14 protein-coding genes are annotated in these 20663 nt (G+C 33.1%); 7 read left to right on the forward strand and 7 right to left on the reverse strand.

All coding sequences use genetic code 11. From position 1 onward, the window contains the following. Window positions 1–91 precede the first annotated feature (91 nt). Genes J3U18_RS08825 through J3U18_RS08840 form a run of 4 tightly spaced genes read right to left on the reverse strand, consistent with a single transcriptional unit; the run spans window position 92 to window position 6704 of the window. On the reverse strand, window positions 92–2335 hold the full coding sequence (locus J3U18_RS08825) for a right-handed parallel beta-helix repeat-containing protein (protein ID WP_267353691.1): 2244 nt from the start codon (window positions 2333–2335) through the stop codon (window positions 92–94). A 35-nt stretch (window positions 2336–2370) separates the two neighbouring features. Then, on the reverse strand, window positions 2371–3537 hold the full coding sequence (locus tag J3U18_RS08830; RefSeq protein WP_065735265.1) for a pectate lyase family protein: 1167 nt from the start codon (window positions 3535–3537) through the stop codon (window positions 2371–2373). Window positions 3538–3554: 17 nt separating this feature from the next. Then, window positions 3555–5105, reverse strand: a complete 1551-nt coding sequence (locus J3U18_RS08835; RefSeq protein WP_267353692.1) for an SGNH/GDSL hydrolase family protein — start codon at window positions 5103–5105, stop codon at window positions 3555–3557. Window positions 5106–5141: 36 nt separating this feature from the next. Further along, window positions 5142–6704, reverse strand: a complete 1563-nt coding sequence (locus J3U18_RS08840; protein WP_267353694.1) for an oligogalacturonate-specific porin KdgM family protein — start codon at window positions 6702–6704, stop codon at window positions 5142–5144. Between the two features lie 301 nt (window positions 6705–7005). Between J3U18_RS08840 and J3U18_RS08845 the strand changes: the two genes are divergently transcribed. Beyond that, complete coding sequence (locus tag J3U18_RS08845) at window positions 7006–8511, forward strand: MFS transporter (protein WP_065561888.1); 1506 nt, start codon at window positions 7006–7008, stop codon at window positions 8509–8511. Between the two features lie 63 nt (window positions 8512–8574). Here J3U18_RS08845 and J3U18_RS08850 read toward each other — a convergent pair whose 3' ends face one another. Together J3U18_RS08850 and hda are read right to left on the reverse strand one after the other, a co-directional pair. Then, entirely contained in the window at window positions 8575–9354 is a 780-nt protein-coding gene (locus tag J3U18_RS08850; RefSeq protein ID WP_267332169.1) for a Cof-type HAD-IIB family hydrolase, read from the reverse strand. Between the two features lies 1 nt (window position 9355). Beyond that, window positions 9356–10039 (reverse strand): DnaA inactivator Hda, encoded by a 684-nt coding sequence (gene hda / locus J3U18_RS08855; protein ID WP_065561886.1) that lies wholly within the window; start codon window positions 10037–10039, stop codon window positions 9356–9358. 1028 nt (window positions 10040–11067) lie between these two features. Between hda and mnmG the strand changes: the two genes are divergently transcribed. Continuing rightward, entirely contained in the window at window positions 11068–12960 is a 1893-nt protein-coding gene (mnmG, locus tag J3U18_RS08860) for a tRNA uridine-5-carboxymethylaminomethyl(34) synthesis enzyme MnmG (RefSeq protein WP_267353696.1), read from the forward strand. Further along, complete coding sequence (gene rsmG, locus J3U18_RS08865) at window positions 12938–13537, forward strand: 16S rRNA (guanine(527)-N(7))-methyltransferase RsmG (protein ID WP_065561884.1); 600 nt, start codon at window positions 12938–12940, stop codon at window positions 13535–13537. Before mnmG ends, rsmG begins: the two co-directional genes overlap by 23 nt. A gap of 29 nt (window positions 13538–13566) precedes the next feature. Here rsmG and J3U18_RS08870 read toward each other — a convergent pair whose 3' ends face one another. Next, window positions 13567–14799 carry an N-acetylmuramoyl-L-alanine amidase gene (locus J3U18_RS08870; protein WP_267337166.1) on the reverse strand — a complete coding sequence of 411 codons (1233 nt, stop codon included), beginning with the start codon at window positions 14797–14799 and terminating at the stop codon, window positions 13567–13569. Window positions 14800–15065: 266 nt separating this feature from the next. Here J3U18_RS08870 and miaB point away from each other — a divergent pair, with 266 nt between their 5' ends. The 4 genes from miaB to mrdB all read left to right on the forward strand — a co-directional run bounded on the left by miaB (window position 15066) and on the right by mrdB (window position 20662). Beyond that, the gene (gene miaB / locus J3U18_RS08875) at window positions 15066–16493 is read left to right on the forward strand and encodes a tRNA (N6-isopentenyl adenosine(37)-C2)-methylthiotransferase MiaB (RefSeq protein WP_220225482.1); all 1428 of its coding nucleotides are present in this window, start codon (window positions 15066–15068) and stop codon (window positions 16491–16493) included. A gap of 91 nt (window positions 16494–16584) precedes the next feature. Next, window positions 16585–17586: a PhoH family protein gene (locus J3U18_RS08880; RefSeq protein ID WP_267353698.1), complete on the forward strand. Its 1002-nt coding sequence runs from the start codon at window positions 16585–16587 to the stop codon at window positions 17584–17586. 29 nt (window positions 17587–17615) lie between these two features. Beyond that, window positions 17616–19553 (forward strand): penicillin-binding protein 2, encoded by a 1938-nt coding sequence (gene mrdA, locus J3U18_RS08885; RefSeq protein ID WP_416380400.1) that lies wholly within the window; start codon window positions 17616–17618, stop codon window positions 19551–19553. After that, window positions 19553–20662 carry a peptidoglycan glycosyltransferase MrdB gene (gene mrdB, locus J3U18_RS08890; protein ID WP_267353701.1) on the forward strand — a complete coding sequence of 370 codons (1110 nt, stop codon included), beginning with the start codon at window positions 19553–19555 and terminating at the stop codon, window positions 20660–20662. The genes mrdA and mrdB overlap by 1 nt, the downstream gene beginning before the upstream one ends. The last annotated feature ends 1 nt before the right edge of the window (window position 20663 follow it).

The raw sequence follows: 20663 nt of genomic DNA on the forward strand, positions 1-20663 counted from the left end.
CCGATTTAATTTAAAAATGGAGGAATGAGATTGCTGATTGAAAAGATTAAGAGTGCTAAATCTTACTAGATCTAGCACTCTATTTTTTTAATTATTTAGCTTTATTTTTTTCGATTAGCGTTTTTAGCTCTTTTGGTAACACTATATTACCGTTTTTATCTCGAGTGATTTTAAAGTCACTATTTCCTTTCCATAATTGATTGCTGGTTACAGATTTAAAATTTTTACTTTTAATCTGTGGTCCAAATGAATCTTTTATCGCTGATTGCCAGCTATCACGAATAGAATAGTTGTGTTCAAAAATGACCACTGGTTTTAAAAATTCATAAGGATTAGCGCGTAAAATATAATTATACCTCGCACTATTGATCGAAAGATTATTCTTCATGATATAAGAACCAGTATTAAAATTATCAGTAAAGCCATCCATATTATTATTTAAGGAAATTGAATTGATAATTTTATGATTTACCGGTTGACCTTCTGCTCCTAATTTAAAGCCATTACCTATACTTCCTTTAGCAATATTGGGTTTTGAAAAAGGAAAACCGTTTGAATATGTAACAGAACTATCAATTAATACCGGATCATTTGGGCCATCTTCAATCTTGTTATAAAGATCGAAACCATCATCAGTATTATTATGGGCAATACACCCTCTAAATATATTCCCTTTACCAACACCCAATTTAGCGGCAAAACCATCAGCATTTTTACCTGATTTATCCATATTATTATAAGAATCAGAGTTAAGAATTAGGTTATAAGATGGCCAATAAATTCGATTTTGATTTTTCTTTTTAGCTGAGATAGCCAAACCTGTATCACTATTATTACGTGTAATAACTTGATCAATCACATTATGACTGCCCGAAATTCTTAAATAAGCTGGTTTATTATCTTTATCATCAATATTTCCATCAAAAATAACCTGCTTAATAGCCCAATAGTTGCTATCTAAATTAAACGTAGTGTTGATAAAAATCGCTTTATGCTTATTAATGGCTTGTATGGTTTTTAATTTACCGGGTAATCCACTTAATTGAGCCGGAAGAGTTATGCCGTCATAATAACCATCCATCAAATGAATAACACCGCCCGGTTCAACGCTATTAACAGCCGTTTCGAAATCAACCGGTGATTGTTTGGTACCTTTATTATCCTTTTTACCTTCTGGCGAAACAATAATATTAGATAAATTTTCAATCGATGATTTATTTAGATTAATTGTAAAAATTTGAGTATTATTTTTAGCATTATCAGTAAACTCAACAGTAAAGGTATTAGTTCCATCTTTTAGCTGAGCTGGAAACTGTAATAACTTACCAACTTCCGCATTCAACGTTTTATTAATTTCTTTAACAAATACGGTACCTGAAGTATTTGGAAAAAATTGTAATGTATAATTTTTACTATATACATCATTTGGTGATGATAAAATTAACGTTGGTTTAACATCAACAATTACCTCAGGTTTAGCGGGTAATTTATCATAATCAACCGTTATATCACTGAGGGTTAATTTAGAATTTTTGAACTCAACTTTTGCGTTTCTAGAAGCAAAAAAGCCGACATAAATATTTTTGTTATCTTGTTGATTTAAGAATCCTGAATAATCATTGGTTGCCCACTGTTTCTCTTCACCAGTCGCATTATTTTTCATCGATAAGATAAATTGATCTGCCGTTCTGGTCATTGTTAAATGCATACTTTTAACATCAACATAATTAACATTTTCAACATAACCAACTTTCTCAATTGATATGCCTTCATTACCCCATGCTTTTTTTACACCATCACGTACTAAGCCAGTTACTTTTACTAAATTATCATTTTTTTGATTTTGAGTAATTAATGCATTCATAATTACATTTGAAGCATTTGGAAACTCCTCATAACCAGCCGGCTGAGGATCACTTCTAGCTACGCCAATAGTATCACGAGCAAATAAACCCACCGCTTCTTGAGCGGCAGGCGTTTTTCCATCCACTTCAGGTCCTATTTGCTCTAAGGTAACATCACTTTCTAAAGTAAAAGTTTGATTAACGGGTAATTGAGTATAAAAAACCACCATTCCATCATGCGAGTTAGCAATTTTACCGCCTCGACTTTCTAAATAGAAATCTGACGGTAATTGATAAGGTTGATTTGGAACTAAATAATCTTTTTGACCAGCAATCCATGCATTATTGGTTCCCACTTTTTCAGGCTTGATAAGTGAGGCAAAATTTAAGTCAGTCGATTGGCCAAATGCTATCGCTTTCCACTCTTGTGCAGAAGCTGCGCTAACATAAAGCGAAGACAGACAAAGTATTGAAGTTAATATTTTTTTCATTATGGGTCCTAACATTTTTGTTTATTTCAATAATTCTAAAGCTTTCCACTACCGACTAATCGTCCATAGTTTTTACTAAATTGCTTAATATCATCCACGCTATATTGATAAGGCACAGACCAATTCAAATTATCAACAAAACCACATGATGATAATTTCAACTTAGATTGATTAAATAGAGAATTATTATCCCGAAGGTTATCGCCTTTAAACTGTTTAGCTACTTTGCAGTTATCTTTTAAACCATCAATCATAAATTGATTATTTTCCGAAAGCACACTACCTTTATAGCCTAAGCCAATAGAGTATTGATATGGGTATACAGTTTTAGATTTATTAACCGATCCTTTAAACAGGTTGTTATACATGTGGATTTTGCCAAACCTTACTCTTGGTGCGCGTTGAGTGATGTCTAAAAAAACATTATGATGAAGCGTGATATTTAACTTATTCTCATCCTGATCAGCATTTTTATCACTATGGCCAATTAACATAGTCTTATCATGGTTTTCAAATAGACAATAAGAGATAGTAATGAAATCACTACCACGCTTAATATCCAATAAACCATCATGTTGTACATATTTCCAGCCATCTTTTTCCTGGTACATATCATCGGTAAATTTACCATCAGTTAGAGTGACATGATCAATCCAAACATAAGTTGAGGTAATAATATTTATCCCATCCCATTCAGCATTCCATCCATCTCCCTCTTCAAATTTTGGCGCAACATCAATTGGTGCTTCAATTTTTAAATTTCGAATAATGACATTATTTACTTTAGACAACATAAGTGAACCATTGATAAAACCAGCATTATTACCAACACCAATTAATGTGGTATCACTAGGAATTTTGATCAACGAACGAGATTTTTGATCATCAAAGTCTTTGTAAGGTTTGCCTTCACTAATATCTATAATCCCAGAGACTTGAATAATACGAGGCTGATTTTTATTGATCGCAATCGCATCTAAAAGATCTTTTTTGTTATTCACCATAAAGATCATTTTTTCATTTGCTTTAGCGCCACCGATCGTGCCCGTATTTGTCGCTAAATCATAACCACCAAAACCGTCTCTAGGTGCAACATCACGAGCTTCTCTAATTTTGATAGGAGACGGAGATAATGCATGACATGCAGCAATAGATGAATTAATTGCCAAAGGAACTAATAGCGCAATGATTAATTTTTTCATTTAACAAATACCTTTTATTAGTTAATCTGAGTTTGATCGAAAGTGATTCCTTGCTGTAACCAAGGATCGTTGTTTATGGCATTAGCAATAATTTTGGCGATAGCTAATGCGCCTTTTTCTTGAAAATGCGTAGCATCAGGATTGTTAATCACGCCAGAAGTTTGATTTTTATAATAAGGATATTGAGGATCATTAGGATCTACAGCTAACCAGTAAGACTGCCAGTCATCTTTGTGTTGGTTGGCAAAATCAATACTAAATGACTCCAAATCAATTAAAACAACTTGATTAACTTTTGCCGTATGTTTAATCGTATTCGAATAATCTCCCCAATAAGCAAAACCTGGTTTATTGGCGGTATAATGCATATGACTAACAGGATTAGTATTTTGATAAGCAATGTTATTATCTTTATAACGGGTGACTGGTGTCATTAAAATTGGCGTCATATCCAACGCTTTTGCCACAGAGAGATAACCTTCTAAAGAGGATTGGAATGACATATTTTCTTGCGTTGATGGATACTGTTTTTGGTTATTATCATCATTAGGATAAGTGCATAAATTAGCAACATCCACTTTACCTCGTTTCGGATTGTTACCGTTACATTTTTCATCATTATGTCCAAAAGCGATGATCATATAATCGCCTTTTTTCATTAAAGGGATCAGTAAATCGAACCATCCTTCAGTTTTGAAACTACGGCTTGAACAGCCTGACTGTGCGCCATTGATGACAACCGTATCAGCCTTATCATCAATAAACTGATCAAAAACTTGGCCCCATCCCATTCTTGGATAAACTTTTTTATCATAGTTGGACGCAGTCGAATCACCTAAAATAAAAATACGTTGCTTAGCATTTATATTTCTTTCTTTTTGCTTAACTGCCTGATCATAATCAAAAGGTGAATCTTGACTAATGGGTCTTAAACGCATATCAAACAATACAGTACCACTTACTTTACCAGTAGAAGAATCGTATCCACGATTAAAGTATATTACATTAAGTAGCTTGTTAATATCTGGATTTTCGGTGGTAAGTGGATCAAAAGAATTAGCAATAATACCTACTTGGCGTAATGCTTTATCAAACAGCATATGATAATTTTTATAAGCATGGCTTAACGCAGCATCATCTATTGAAAAAGATAATTGATTATCAGTAAATTGTTCTGGGCCTAGAAGATTGATTTGTTTAGCTAGTTCACTAGTTAAAAAATCAGTTAATGGATTAATATTAACAGTATTTTTTTCATCTTTTTGTAAGGTATGAACGTATGAAACCAAACAATTACCGTTACACATTTGCCCTTCATCCGCTTTTCGGGCAAGTGAGTTTTCATTACTAAAAACAATTAGTGGTGGAGTCAGTTCAGAAACATCTTGTTGATAAAACCCATCGCTATTAGTCGCCGTTTTTAAAATTTTATTATTCACATCACGGACTATCACCGATGAAACAACTGGTTTATTAACATAAACATAACCTTGTATTACAGTACTTGCCAATACTTGATTGATTGAAGTGACAACCAATAAAAATCCGAAAAAAATTTTCTTTATCATTTTTTCACCACTAACTGTTTTTAACACTTTTATCGATTAAAATAAATAAGATAATCCTAGTGCTAACTTAGCTTCCCTTGCGTCAGAATGAACACTTTTTGCCACATCTTCTGCAGCAAAGTTAACTTGCCAAACTTTGGTTGCTTGCCAATTTATATCCAGTTCTTGTTGATAATCATGCTTTTTATCATTGTGTAATACATAGTTTCCTTTTAAGTATGAGAAGCGATAGCCAATGTTCCAATCAGGAGTTAGATTAATATCAGTACCTATATCAAAACGATTGCGCGCTCGATTATCGACATAACCTTGAACACTATCTTCGCGTTTACTTCTTGAAACTTTGCGATATTCAAATCGATATTGGCCATAAAAAGATAGATCATCACTTTGTAACCAAGTCAATTTTAAAGCGGGAGAATAACGAACACCTGGACGTTGTGAATCACTTACATCACCTAACTGATAATGGGGTAAGTTTTCTTTACTTTTAGCTTTATAACCACCACCTGAATAGAATCTAACTTCCATATTTGGTGTTAGTATCCAATTATCAGCTAAATAAAAATTGTAACCTCCATAAATTTGATAATGACTAGAAACAATATCATCAAAGAATAATCTATTTTTTAATTGGTTATAGGTATTTACACTTAGACCAACATAGCCTTTTTTATCAAAATCAGTATATAGACCAAAACTATCACCATGGTAATGTGAAGTTAAACCATAATGATGTGCATATTTGAAATAGGTTTTATAAGAAAAATTAGAGTCTTTGCTATTTGATTGACCGAATGCGTAATTGAAACCAACTTTAAACTTAGCTTGTCGAGTATTAGTGGTTTTATTTTTCGATACATCAGAAATAGAAAAATAAGGACGGAGTAATTTTGAATAATTATAGGTAATTTTAAATTCTTGCTCATAATCAGTTTTTTTATTGTTATAAGCTTTATATTCATTTTTAGAAAAACCGTTCCTCAATGCTTTATAAGAATTGTTAGTATAATCACCAAAATAATAGTTAAAGGTATAGGCAAAGTTAAATGCTTTTATACCAGAATACATTAATGCCCAATCTAAACGATTCCTTCCTGTATTACTACTAGCAACATATTTAACTTGTTTGCCAGCTATTTTTGCTCTTTTATAACGTTCAGCGTGAGATATTTTTTTCCATTCATAGCGATATCGAAAACTTGTTGACCAATCACTATTAATTTTATAACTATATTTCAATCCTGGTTGATAAAGAGTTGAATCTTTGCTGAAACCTAATTCTAATGATGGAATAATCGATCCCCAGCCATCATCAAGCGTAAATGTTTTTTGAATAACGACACCACCTGATCCACCTTGCATATCATCATATAAAACATCACGTTTGTTCCCGCCACCTTCAGTAACACCAAATTTAAATTCATATTGCCAATTATCGTCGGTTTTATGGATTAACTTAATTGTATCCCCATGAATCCTATCCATAGATTTCCAGTTATGTTCATATTGAAAAGTTGTTTGACCAGCAAAAGAATAAATAGGAAAGGTAGACAGAAACATTAAAAGCGGTATTTTTTTTAATTTAAATTGACTCATTATTGTTTTCCTAAATTTTTAAATTTATTTTTGAAATACTGTTTTATATTTTTTATTATTTTATTAATTTTTTCTGTTAATAAGATCACAGTTTCAGAAAACAATTCAAAAAAAACAATAACTACATGATATATTTAATTTTTATTTAAAATAATATTAATATATATACCTTAAAAATCAAAATAATTTGTTACCAACGTCACATTTCTAAAAAAAAATTAAAATTAATTTGTATAAATTTAGTATTATTTCAATAATAATTTTAAAACAGTATTTCATAATTATTAAAGGAAATAGATTTATGGCTGATAATCAGAAAAAAATAACCACACTCACTCGATTTTCGTATGGTAGTGGTAATTTGATAGGAAGTGGTGCTCTAGCAATTAGTGCCGCTTGGTTACTATACTTTTATACAACATTTTGTGGACTTTCGGCATTTCAAGCAACGTTAATTTTTTCTATAGCTACCTATTTAGATGTAATTTTAAATCCACTAATGGGTTTTATTACTGATAACTTTAACCATACAAAACTTGGACGTCGATTTGGTCGCCGTCGATTCTTCATCCTATTTGCTATTCCATGTATGATTATTTACCCATTACTTTGGGTAGATGGGATGAATTTCTGGTACTACTTAACTACTTATATTTTATTTGAATTCATCTATACCATGATTATGATTCCATATAATACTTTACCGGTAGAGATGACTAAAAACTTCGATCAAAGAACTTACCTAGCAGGTTCCAAAGCGATGTTTGGTAAAGTAGCAAACTTCTTAGCTGCAGCTATTCCTGGTGTATTTTTCTATCTATTTGATGGTAAAGACTCTCCACTACCATTCTTATTAACAGGTATTACTTATGCATCTATTATGGCGATAGCACTAATTTTACTTTATTTTAATAGCTGGGAAAAATCAGTTGATGAAATTGAAGATGAAACAACTTCTGGCCTTTGGGAAAGTATTGTTAAATTATTTTCAGATGTTTTTTCAACTTTCCGTTTAAAAACTTTTAGAAACCATTTAGGTATGTATCTATTTGGCTTTGGTGCTGAATGGTTATTTGCGGCAACATTTACTTATTTCGTAGTATTTAACTTAGGCCAACCAAAAACCTTCGTTTCACAGATGAACAGTTTAAGTAGTATTTGCCAATTAATCTCAACTGCCTTTTTCATGGCTTGGTGTGTAAAACGTGGATTCAAAAGACCATTTGTTATTGCAATATTGATAGTAATATCTTCGGTAATCGGCTATATCGGTGTCTACTACTTTAATATGCCTCATGTTACATGGATTGTAATTGGTATTACTATTTGGTTTGGATTAGGAACGGGGGGTGTTTATTATATTCCTTGGAGTGTATACACATTTTTAGCAGATATCGATGAAGTACTAACAGGAAGACGTCGCGAAGGTATTTATGCTGGTGCTATGACCATGGCCGGTAAATTAATGCGTGCAACTATCGTCTTTGTCTTAGGTATTGTATTGAAATATTCTGGTTTTGTGTCTGGCGTAGATGCTGTTCAACCAGAGAGTGCCGTTACTGCAATTAACTTAGTATTAATCTTCGGTGTGTGTGGAATGGCACTATTAGGTATCTTCTTCACATATCGTATGAAATTAGATAAATCGACTCATGCACTTATTATTCAAGAACTTGATAGATTAAAAAATGGTGGCAAAAAACAAGATGCAACACCAGAAATAAGAAGTTTAGTTAAAGAGTTAACTGGCTTTGAATATGACAACTGTTTTGGTAACAATAATGTAGGCTTTAAACAACACCACTAAACAAAAGTAATATAATTAAACTTAAAATCATCTAATCTAAACAATTAGATGATTTTTTTTATATTAAATTAATCCAAACTTTTTCAATGCCTTCGCTATGCCATCATTATTATTGGTATCAGTGACATATTCAGCTTTTTCTTTTAGCTGATCAACCGCATTGCTCATTGCTACAGGATGGTCAACGGTTAGGAACATTTCAAAATCATTCATACCATCACCAAATGCATAAGTAGGTACGTCATTAAAACCTTTAATTTCTAATAATTCTTTAATTCCATTACCTTTAGAACCGCCATGATTAAAAACATCAACACAATAATGTGTATTACGGATAAACGTCAATTCAGGAAAAACTTCTCTATAAGGTGATTCGCCTTGTTCACAAAGCAGTAATAACATTTGAATCGGTTCTTTTAAGTAAATTTGATCATCAACAGGAGGTACTTGTTGTTTTAAAGAAGTATAGAATTTTTGAGCTGGAAGACTATTTTCACTCACTCGCATGGTCTTATAGCTATAGAAAGATAATGGAATATTCATCTTTTCTCTTGAATATTCATATAATCGAGTAATGAGATTTTTATCAATATTATTTGTGAAAACGACCTCTTTTTCATAAATAACTACTTGGCCATTCATACCAATAATTGAATCTATACCAGTATCCCTCATCAAATCAACCGCTTCAGGTGGTGTTCTACCAGTTGCAATTATTGGTACAATATTATTTTGTTTTAGTTTTCTAATTGCATCATAAGAACTAGGTAACACATCTATATCTTTATTAAATAAGGTTCCATCTAAATCGAAAAAAACAATAGCTTCAGGTTTCTTTTTCATTTCATAAATCCAAAATATGTTTAATAAAAGGAATGGTTAATTTGCGTTGTTGAGCTAACGTAGCTACTTCAAACTCTTCCATTAAAGAAAATAAAGTTCGCATATCGCGATTAACACGTTTTAACAAAAATAATCCAACTTCCGTTGATAGCTCAAATCCACTTAGCTTAGCCCTAAGTTGTAAAGCTTTTAGTTTATCCTCATCACTTAACTCTTTTAACTGATAAACTTGCCCCCACGTTAACCTTGATACCAAATCAGGTAGTATAAAAGGAACTTGTTTTGGAGGAGCACTGGCAGTTATCAATAATTTACTAACGTTTTTTTCGGTTAAACGATTAAAAAGATCAAATATTGCTTCTTCCCAATCACGATGACCTGCTATCGCATCAATATCATCTAAACAAACCAAATCATAATTATCTAAACCTTGTAAAATCTCAGGTACAAGTAGAACATGTTGTTTTAAAGGAATATAGCTTGCTAACTTATTTTGACATGAAGCATGTAATAGATGAGTACGACCAGCGGCACTTGCTGACCATATATAAAAGACGTTGAAGCCTTCCTTATCAAGTAAGGTTTGCAAAGATTCAAACAATAATTGATTATTACCTACATAAAAACTATCAAATGTTTCGTTATTAGGTAATATAAAAGGTAAAGGCAACTGTGAAAGAGTAATAAAATAACCTCACAATAAAAATATAATCTTACTAAGTATAAATTTGCTTTTACAAAAATCAATCACTTTTACAGCAAACAAATAAGTTAACGAAAGTAACTATCAAAAATTAATATATCAATCCTAAAAAACTAAATAATAACCTAATTAAAAATTAATTTAGATATAGAAATTAATCCATTTTATTATTATCTAATACTTAAAAAAACATTTTAACCTTTTCCTAAATAGCTTTTAATAAGTACTATTATTTTAAGTGATGATGGTACTGCTACCTCACAGCACTTCCGAATTAAAAGAAACAAATACTTATAATCCTACTTTTAAACATTAGTTACATTAGCTTTCTACTAAAAACACCAATATCTTTTAGAAAAATATCTTTTTCAGGTATTTAAAAAAACTAATAAAATGATAATTAATTATCCTATTCTTAGGTATTTTTAAAATTTAAATTAATAAAATTAATGTCGCTAAGTATGATCAAAGATCATATTTCGAACTTTATAATGATCATTAAAACTCATAATTACATTTTTATTGATCATAATATTTAAGATGTATAACTTTTTTAACCAGAATGATCTAAATAATTAAGATTAAATTATAGACAATAAAAGATAAAATTTAAGCAAACAAATTTATTTTTTGTGGATAACTCTGTGATAAACCCACTATATAAGCTGTTATAATCATATTAATAACCTTAAAAGCAAAAAAGGTTGTGGATAAAAATAAGAATTATAAACAGGATTAACTAAAAAAAGATCCGATCAATTAACAGCATTAGACGATCATTAAGATCCTATAAAATAATCATAAAAAAGAGTTATCAACAAAAATGATCCAAACTAATAATAGTAAAAATAAAAAAGATCACAAAAAGATCTTATTTAATTTAAATGATGATCAAAATAGATCATTTGACGTAATAAAAAAGATGAGTAAAATTCCTTACGCTAAATAAAACCAAATCACCTGATCAAAATAATGATCATCTATCTGTAAAATAAAAAACGAGGCTTTATATGTTTTATCCAGATCTTTTTGATGTCATCGTCGTTGGTGGTGGCCATGCCGGAACAGAAGCAGCAATGGCATCAGCAAGAATGGGCCGAAAAACATTACTTTTAACCCATAATATCAATACGTTAGGACAAATGTCATGTAATCCTGCTATTGGTGGTATTGGTAAGGGACATTTGGTAAAAGAAATTGATGCAATGGGTGGATTAATGGCACATGCTATTGATCTTTCTGGGATCCAATTTAGGATCTTAAACAGCAGCAAAGGTCCTGCTGTAAGAGCAACGCGAGCTCAAGCGGATCGATCTTTATATCGTAAAGTAATACGAACAACCCTTGAAAACCAAGAAAACTTAATGTTATTTCAACAATCAGTTGAAGACGTGATCATTGAAAACGATCAGATCACAGGCGTGGTTACACAAATGGGTGTTTCATTTAAAGCAAGATCTGTTGTATTAACTACTGGCACTTTCTTAGATGGCAAGATCCATATAGGACTTGATAATTATAGTGGTGGTAGAACGGGTGATCCTGCTTCGATAGGTCTTTCCAAATCGTTGCATCAATACCCATTTAGAATGGGTCGTTTAAAAACAGGAACGCCACCTCGTATCGATGCTAGAACCATAGATTTTTCTAAATTAGGTACACAATACGGTGATGATCCTGTGCCTGTATTTTCGTTTTTAGGTGATGCTAAACAGCATCCTAGACAGATTCCTTGTTATATAACAAGTACTAATGAAATCACACATGATATTATTCGAAACAGCTTAGATCGTAGCCCTATGTATACAGGTGTTATTGAAGGTGTAGGTCCACGATATTGTCCATCAATCGAAGATAAAATAATGCGTTTTGCTGATCGTAACTCGCACCAGATCTATTTAGAACCAGAAGGTTTAGACAGCAATGAAATTTATCCAAATGGAATATCAACAAGTTTACCTTTTGACACACAATTAGCTTTTGTTCGCAGTATGAAAGGACTGGAAAATGCCAATATAGTCAGACCAGGTTATGCGATTGAATATGATTACTTTGATCCTCGTGATCTCAAACCAACTCTTGAAAGTAAAGTGATCAAAGGCTTGTTTTTAGCAGGACAGATCAATGGTACTACAGGTTATGAAGAAGCCGCTGCCCAAGGTATGCTGGCAGGATTAAATGCAGCTCGTTTTGTTTATGATCAAGATCAATGGTATCCAACGCGTGATCAAGCTTATTTAGGGGTTTTGGTTGATGATCTTTGTACTTTAGGTACTAATGAACCTTATCGTATGTTTACTTCACGAGCTGAATATCGCTTAATGTTACGTGAAGATAATGCAGATATTCGTTTAACAGAAATTGGACGACAACTTGGAATGGTTGATGATTACCGTTGGCAACGTTTTAACGAAAAATTTGAAGCTATTGAACAAGAAAGAGCACGTCTTCGTGACATTTGGGTTCATCCTCACATTGAAACAATTGATGAAGTTAATGCGGTATTAAGCGCTAACCTTACCAAAGAAGCCAATGGAGAAGAGCTGCTTAAACGCCCTGAAATGAGCTACAAAACTCTACAATCCCTGTCTTTATTTGCACCAGGGCTAAGTGATGATCAAGCAGCAGAACAAGTTGAAATTCAAGTTAAGTATGACGGCTATATAAAACTACAAATTGAAGAAATAGAAAGACAAAAACGAAATGAGGAAACTCTTATACCTGAACATATAGATTATGCTGAAATATCAGGGTTATCTAACGAAGTTGTTGCTAAATTAAAACAACATAAGCCGGTTTCAATTGGCCAAGCTTCACGTATTTCAGGTATTACACCAGCTGCAATTTCAATGTTATTAGTTTATTTAAAAAAGAAGAACTATGTTAAAAAAGAAACTCATTAATCTTATTGATCAAACGGATCTTTCAATCAATTGTCAGCAAATTGATCAACTGATCAATTACGTTGAAATGCTTAATAAATGGAATAAAGCTTACAACCTAACAGCGGTGCGTGATCCTAATGAAATGTTAATAAAACATATTATGGATAGCTTAGTTGTTTCACCTTATTTAGTTGGTAGCACGTTTATTGATGTAGGTACAGGCCCTGGATTACCAGGGATTCCTTTAGCAATCATCAATCCAGACAAACAATTTGATCTCGTTGACAGTTTAGGTAAAAGGATCCGTTTTTTAAAACAAGTTCAATTTGAATTAAAGCTACCAAATATTCAACCAATTCAAAGCCGTATTGAAGAATATAATCAAAAAAAATTCGATGGGGTAATAAGTCGAGCATTTGCTTCTTTACAAGATATGTTAACCTGGTGTAAACATCTTCCTAATGAACAAGGATTATTTTATGCGTTAAAAGGCAGTGATCTTGATCCGATCCCTGAAGGATTTACGCTTAAACAAGATATAAAACTTACCATACCTGAATTGAATGCTGAAAGACGATTAATGATCATTGAATAAAAAACAAATTGATCTAATCACTTTTTAGATCAATTTTTACGTCTTTTCAAATAATCCTTAATACCATCAACTATGGCTTTAGAAACTTGATTTTGGAAGGCTGCTGTTTTAAGTTTTTGCTCTTCAGCTATATTACTAATAAAGGCTGTTTCAACTAAAACTGATGGAATATCTGGTGCTTTTAACACTGCAAAACCTGCTTTTTCTATCGATGGTTTATGTAATTTATTCACATTTTTCATTCGATTTAAAATAGCACTTCCTAATAATACACCATTAGAAAGGGTTGTTTTTTGCACTAAATCTAAAATAGTGTTATCTAAATATTTATCACCACTTCGGCTAACACCACCTATTTGGTCTGCATCATTTTGAGTTTGTGCTAAATAACTTGCAGCAGAACTACTAGCTCCACGTGTTGATAAAGCAAATACAGATGACCCTCTAACAGATCGACTCGCAAAAGCATCAGCATGGATAGAGACAAATAGATCCGCATGTAAAGATCTCGCTTTCGCTACACGAACTTTTAATGGAATAAAAACATCTTCATTACGAGTCATATAAACTTTTATATTTGGTTCTTTTTTTAGCAAACTATATGTTCGTCTGGCAATTTGCAAAACAATGTCTTTTTCTCGTGTTCTTTTGTAGCCAATCGCACCAGGATCCTCACCACCATGACCAGGATCAAGCATAACAATAATAGGCGAGTTTTTATTTTTATTCGTTGGCGATTTTATTTGCGCTTGTTTTTTATTTAGATCCCCTTTTTGATACTCTTCTAAAAGAGCAAGTAAAGGATCATCATTAGCTGTAGCCGGTTTAGACGGATAAAGATCAACGACTAATCGATGTTTAAATTCAGCAATCGGTGGTAATGTAAATGTATTAGGATCAATACCCTGTTTTAATTCGATCATAATACGTACAGTTTTAGGATCTAACTGTAATGCACGTATAGATTTAATAAAAGGATCACGGCTTAAAACTTTTGTCGAAACGGTTTTTAATATTGGATTTAAATTGAGATTATCAATATCAATCACCATACGATCAGGGTTATATAATTGTGCGCTTTTATAATTAAGCTTAACGTTTGATTCTAACGTTATTCGTGTATAGGTTGATGAAGGCCAAACACGCACAGCCACAACTTGAGCCATTGCCGCAGCAAAGCCAACTCGTGTAACAGATAATAGACAAGTAGCAATAATGCCTTTGATCAAAAAGCGCTTTGTTGGACTAAAAGTTTTCGACATACCTAGACACTTTTATATTAGTAATATTAATAGGCCAAGAATAATAGCATAAAATAAAACGATATTAAAAAGAATGATTATCATAATCAGTTGTTTTTTCGATAGATTAATTACTAATTAGACATTATTTTCTAAATAAAGCATATAAATATAGTTTTTTATATTAATTATAGACCCTACAATCACAAAGGATTACAATATGGCACGCTAAAATCACGGATTTAAACCCGTTTTCATTTTAACAATTAAATATAGCTGAGTTATTGATGAGCAAAAAATTACATATCAAAACTTGGGGTTGCCAAATGAATGAATATGATTCAACAAAAATGGCAGATCTCCTTGAATCCACCCATGGTTTAACTTTAACAGAAAATGCCGAAGAAGCAGATATTTTACTATTAAATACTTGCTCTATTCGAGAAAAAGCCCAAGAAAAAGTCTTTCATCAACTAGGCCGTTGGAAAAATTTAAAACAACATAATCCTGATATAATCATTGGTGTAGGTGGTTGCGTAGCATCACAAGAAGGTGCACATATCCGTAAGCGTGCTCCTTTTGTTGATATTATTTTTGGACCACAAACTTTTCATCGTTTACCCGAGATGATTGAACAAATTCGTAGTGGTAATGGTCATCATGTGGTTGATGTTAGTTTTCCTGAAATTGAAAAATTTGACCGTTTACCCGAACCTCGCAGTGAAGGTCCAACAGCTTTTGTTTCAATTATGGAAGGATGTAATAAATACTGTACTTATTGTGTGGTACCTTACACCCGTGGTGAAGAGGTGAGCCGACCTTGTGATGATGTAATTTATGAAATAGCTCAACTTGCTGAACAAGGTGTACGCGAAGTTAATTTACTGGGTCAAAATGTAAATGCTTATCGAGGGCCAACTTTCGATGGTGATATTTGTTCTTTCGCTGAACTACTACGCTTAGTTGCTGCTATTGATGGTATTGATCGCATTCGCTTTACAACTAGCCATCCAATTGAATTTACTGATGATATCATCGATGTATATCGTGATACGCCAGAACTGGTTAACTTTTTACATTTGCCGGTACAAAGTGGTTCTGACCGAGTGTTAAATTTAATGAAACGCACTCATACAGCAATTGAATATAAATCAATCATTCGCAAATTACGCAAAGTTCGTCCTGACATTCAAATTAGTTCAGACTTTATTGTTGGATTCCCTGGTGAAACCCAAGAAGATTTTGAACAAACCATGAAACTCATTGCTGATGTTAATTTTGATTTAAGTTATAGCTTTGTCTATTCAGCACGACCAGGTACACCTGCTGCTGAAATGGAAGATAACGTTTCTGAAGAAGAGAAAAAACAAAGGCTCTATATTCTCCAAGAACGAATCAATCAACAAGCAATGCAATTTAGTCGTCGCATGTTAAATACTGTGCAACGTATTTTAGTTGAAGGCCCTTCTAAAAAGGATCTTATGGAATTAACCGGACGAACAGAAAATAATCGTATTGTTAATTTTGAAGGTAGTCCGGATATGATTGGTAAATTTGTTGATGTTGAAATTACCGATGTTTATCCTAACTCATTGCGTGGTAAAGTAGTAAGAACAGAGGATCAGATGAATTTACGTGTGAGCGAATCACCAATATCGGTCATCTCTCGTACCCGTAAAGAAAACGATTTAGGTGTGGCTATCTATCAACCATAATTAAATAATGATTGAAATAATAATATATAACATGTTGATAAATTTTGGCTCAAAAGAACGTGTTTAAAATAAACGATTTGGGGACATATCTTTGAATATTACGACATATGAAACAATGCTTGAACCAGCAGATAATCAGCGGCTTAATAGTCTTTGTGGTCCCTATGATGACAATATCAAACAACTTGAACGACGATTAGGATTAGAAATAAACCATCGGGGTAATCAATTTGCTATTACTGGCGATACAATTTGTGCAAAAGCGGCAACTGAGATTTTACAATCGCTGTATAAACAAACTAAAGTAAAAGACAGTATTGTCGATATAGAACCAGAGCAGATACATTTAGCTATTAAAGAATCAGGTGCGTTAGAAAAAGCTAATGAACACGCACCTAGTTATGTTGATCTGCATGGTAGCAAACAAGTGATGATAAAGACCAAGCGAGGAGTAATAAAACCCCGCACGCCTAATCAAGCACAATATATTGCTCATGTATTAGATTATGATATCTCTTTTGGTATCGGTCCTGCTGGTACAGGTAAAACCTATCTAGCTGTAGCTGCCGCAGTTGATGCACTTGAAAAACAACAAGTTAGACGAATTATATTAACACGCCCTGCAGTTGAAGCCGGTGAAAAATTGGGTTTTTTACCAGGTGATTTAAGCCAAAAAGTCGATCCTTATTTGCGTCCGCTTTACGATGCTTTATTTGAAATGCTTGGTTTTGAAAAAGTCGAAAAACTAATTGAAAAAAGTGTGATTGAAGTTGCACCGTTAGCTTATATGCGTGGGCGTACACTCAATGATGCATTTATTATTCTTGATGAAAGCCAAAACACAACGATAGAACAAATGAAAATGTTTTTAACGCGCATTGGTTTTAATTCTAAAGCGGTAATAACGGGTGATATAACCCAAATAGATTTACCTCGTCATCAAAAATCTGGGTTACGTCACGCAATAGAAGTATTAAATGAAGTTGAAGATATTAGTTTTAATTTTTTCAAGAGTGAAGATGTAGTTCGCCATCCTGTGGTAGCTAGAATTGTTAATGCTTATGAAAAATGGGAACAAAAAGAACATCTATAAACAGAATTTAGAGGAGTTAGATTATCTCTATTTCAGGTAAAACAAAAAAAGGCTATATTCGCGATCACTCCGCAGAAACAAACTTATTTTTGCGTAGAGCACTGTTTGCATTTGTCGTAATTATACTACTAATTTTTGTATTATTAGCCAATTTAGCTGATTTGCAAATATCGAATTTTAGTTATTACAGCACCAAATCGAACAATAATCGTATTGAAATTATCCCTATTCCTCCAAGTCGCGGTATGATTTATGATCGTAATGGCACGCCATTAGCGATAAATAATATTACCTATCAACTTAATATTGTTCCTGACAAAACTAAAAACCTTAATGAGCAATTTGAACAATTAAAAAAGATTGTTGATTTAACTGATGAAGATATTGAAAACTTCCAAAAGGAGCGACGAAATTATCGATCTCATCGTCCTGTACCACTTAAAGAAAACTTAACCGAAAAACAAATTGCTCGGTTTATTGTTGATCAGCATCGATTTCCTTTTGTATCGATTGTAAAAATTCAACATCGATATTATCCATACGGTGCTTCACTTACCCATATTCTTGGTTATATATCTAAAATAAACAGTCAAGATAAGCAACGTCTAGAAGAAGAAAATAAAGCTAGCAATTACGTGGCTACCTTTAATATTGGAAAAATGGGGATTGAACGATATTACGAAGATGTTTTACATGGCACGGCGGGTAACGAAAAGGTTGAAGTCAATAGCCGAGGTCGTATTGTTCGCTTACTTGAACAACATCCACCACAAGCGGGTGAAGATATCTATTTATCCATTAATCTCAAATTACAACTCTATATTGAATCACTGCTTGCTGGCCGTAAAGCCTCGGTTGTTGCTATTAATCCAAATAATGGTGAAATATTAGCAATGGTATCAAGCCCAAGTTATGATTCAAACGACTTTGTAGGTGGTATTTCAAGTAAGAAATATAGTGAGTTACTTAATGATCCAAGTAAACCACTATTTAACCGTGCATTGCTCGGTGCTTATCCCCCAGCTTCAACGGTTAAACCATTTATTTCGATAGCAGCATTAAGTGAAGGCGTTGTTTCACCAAAAAGTGTGGTTAACGATCCGGGTTGGTGGCAATTACCGGGTACTGAAAGACGTTATCGAGACTGGTTAAAATGGGGGCATGGCCATGTCGATGTATTACGAGCGATAGAAGAATCAGTAGATACCTATTTTTACCAAGTTGCATATGACATGGGGATAGATCGCTTAAATTTATGGATGACTAAGTTTGGTTATGGCCAGCGAACAGGCATTGATATTTCGCCTAGTGAAGAGACTCGAGCTGTCATGCCAAGTCGTGAATGGAAATTAAAACGCCATAAAAAATCTTGGTTACAAGGAGACACTATTCCTGTCGGTATAGGTCAAGGTTATTGGACAGCAACACCAATGCAAATGGCTAAAGCATTAACTACACTAATTAATAATGGTAAAACCTATACACCCCACTTTTTATTATATAAAAAGAGCGACATTATCAATACCAATCAAAATCAACCGTTGATTGATCCATCAAAATATATTGAAAATAACAGTCTTGTTGATGTTAATCCAGCCTATTGGGCATTAGCAAAAGAAGGTATGCACCGTGTAATGTTTGGTGCTCGAGGCACCGCGCGTAAAGTTTATGCAGGCGCTAAATATCAAGCCGCGGGTAAATCAGGTACTGCTCAAGTTTATGGTTTAAAAGAAAACGAAACCTATAACGCACATAGAATACCTGAACATTTACGCGATCATGCTTTATTTATTGCTTACGCACCTTACGATAAACCAAAAATAGCCTTAGCGATTGTTCTGGAAAATGGTGGAGGAGGAAGCTCCAACGGTGGTGCAGTCGCACGTAAGATACTAGATTATTATCTTGAAGGTGATAACTCAACGGAATTAAACGATGAATCACCTAATACAGGACATGAAGATTAATGATGAATAATATTAAGAAATCTTTTTGGCAAAAGATACATATCGATCCGCTTTTTTGCTTATGTATCTCTTTACTACTTGGTTATAGCCTTTATATTCTATGGAGTGCTAGCGGCCAAGATATAGATATGATGCAAAAAAGAGTGATCCAAATATTACTTGGTTTTTTTGTGATGATTGTCTTTGCACAGTTTTCACCAAGAAGTTATGAACAGTGGGCACCTTATCTTTATATTGCCTGTATTTTTATATTACTATTGGTTGATATTTTTGGCTACACCAGTAAAGGTGCTCAACGCTGGTTAGACTTAGGTGTCATTCGTTTTCAACCCTCAGAAATTGCTAAAATAGCTGTTCCTTTAATGGTAGCTAAATTTATTCATCGTGATGGTTGCCCTCCACCACTAAAAACGACCTTACAAACATTAGCTATTATCGGTGTGCCAACACTATTGGTGGCAATGCAACCCGATTTGGGAACTGCTATTTTAATTGTCATGTCGGGTATTTTTATTATCTTTTTGGCTGGTATTAATTGGCGATTTATTCTTGTTGCTTTGATATTGTTGGCTATCTTTGTACCGATTATGTGGTTCTACTTAATGCACGATTATCAACGTGAACGAGTATTAACGCTAATTAATCCTGAACGTGACCCTAATGGTACTGGCTATCATATTCTTCAATCTAAAACAGCAATTGGATCAGGTGGAATATGGGGCAAAGGCTGGCTAGAAGGTACCCAGTCACAGTTAGAATTTTTACCTGAACGCCATACTGATTTCATTTTTTCAGTCATCGCAGAAGAGTTTGGTTTTATTGGCTCGATTATTTTGCTGGTCTTATTCTTATGCTTAATAATTAGAGGTTTGATTATTGCCTCTCAAGCACAAACGACTTTTGGCCGAATCCTTTCTGGTGGTTTAATTTTGGTCTTTTTTGTCTATGTATTTATTAATATCGGTATGGTCAGTGGAATATTGCCAGTAGTTGGTGTACCATTACCACTAATAAGTTATGGTGGCTCATCATTAGTCGTTTTAATGGCAAGTTTTGGCATTATGATGTCTATTCACACTCATCGATATATGTTATCTAAAAACATTTAAC

The sequence above is a fragment of the Gilliamella sp. B3482 genome (assembly GCF_026536805.1).
In the GTDB taxonomy this organism is placed as follows: Bacteria; Pseudomonadota; Gammaproteobacteria; order Enterobacterales; family Orbaceae; genus Gilliamella; species Gilliamella apicola_E.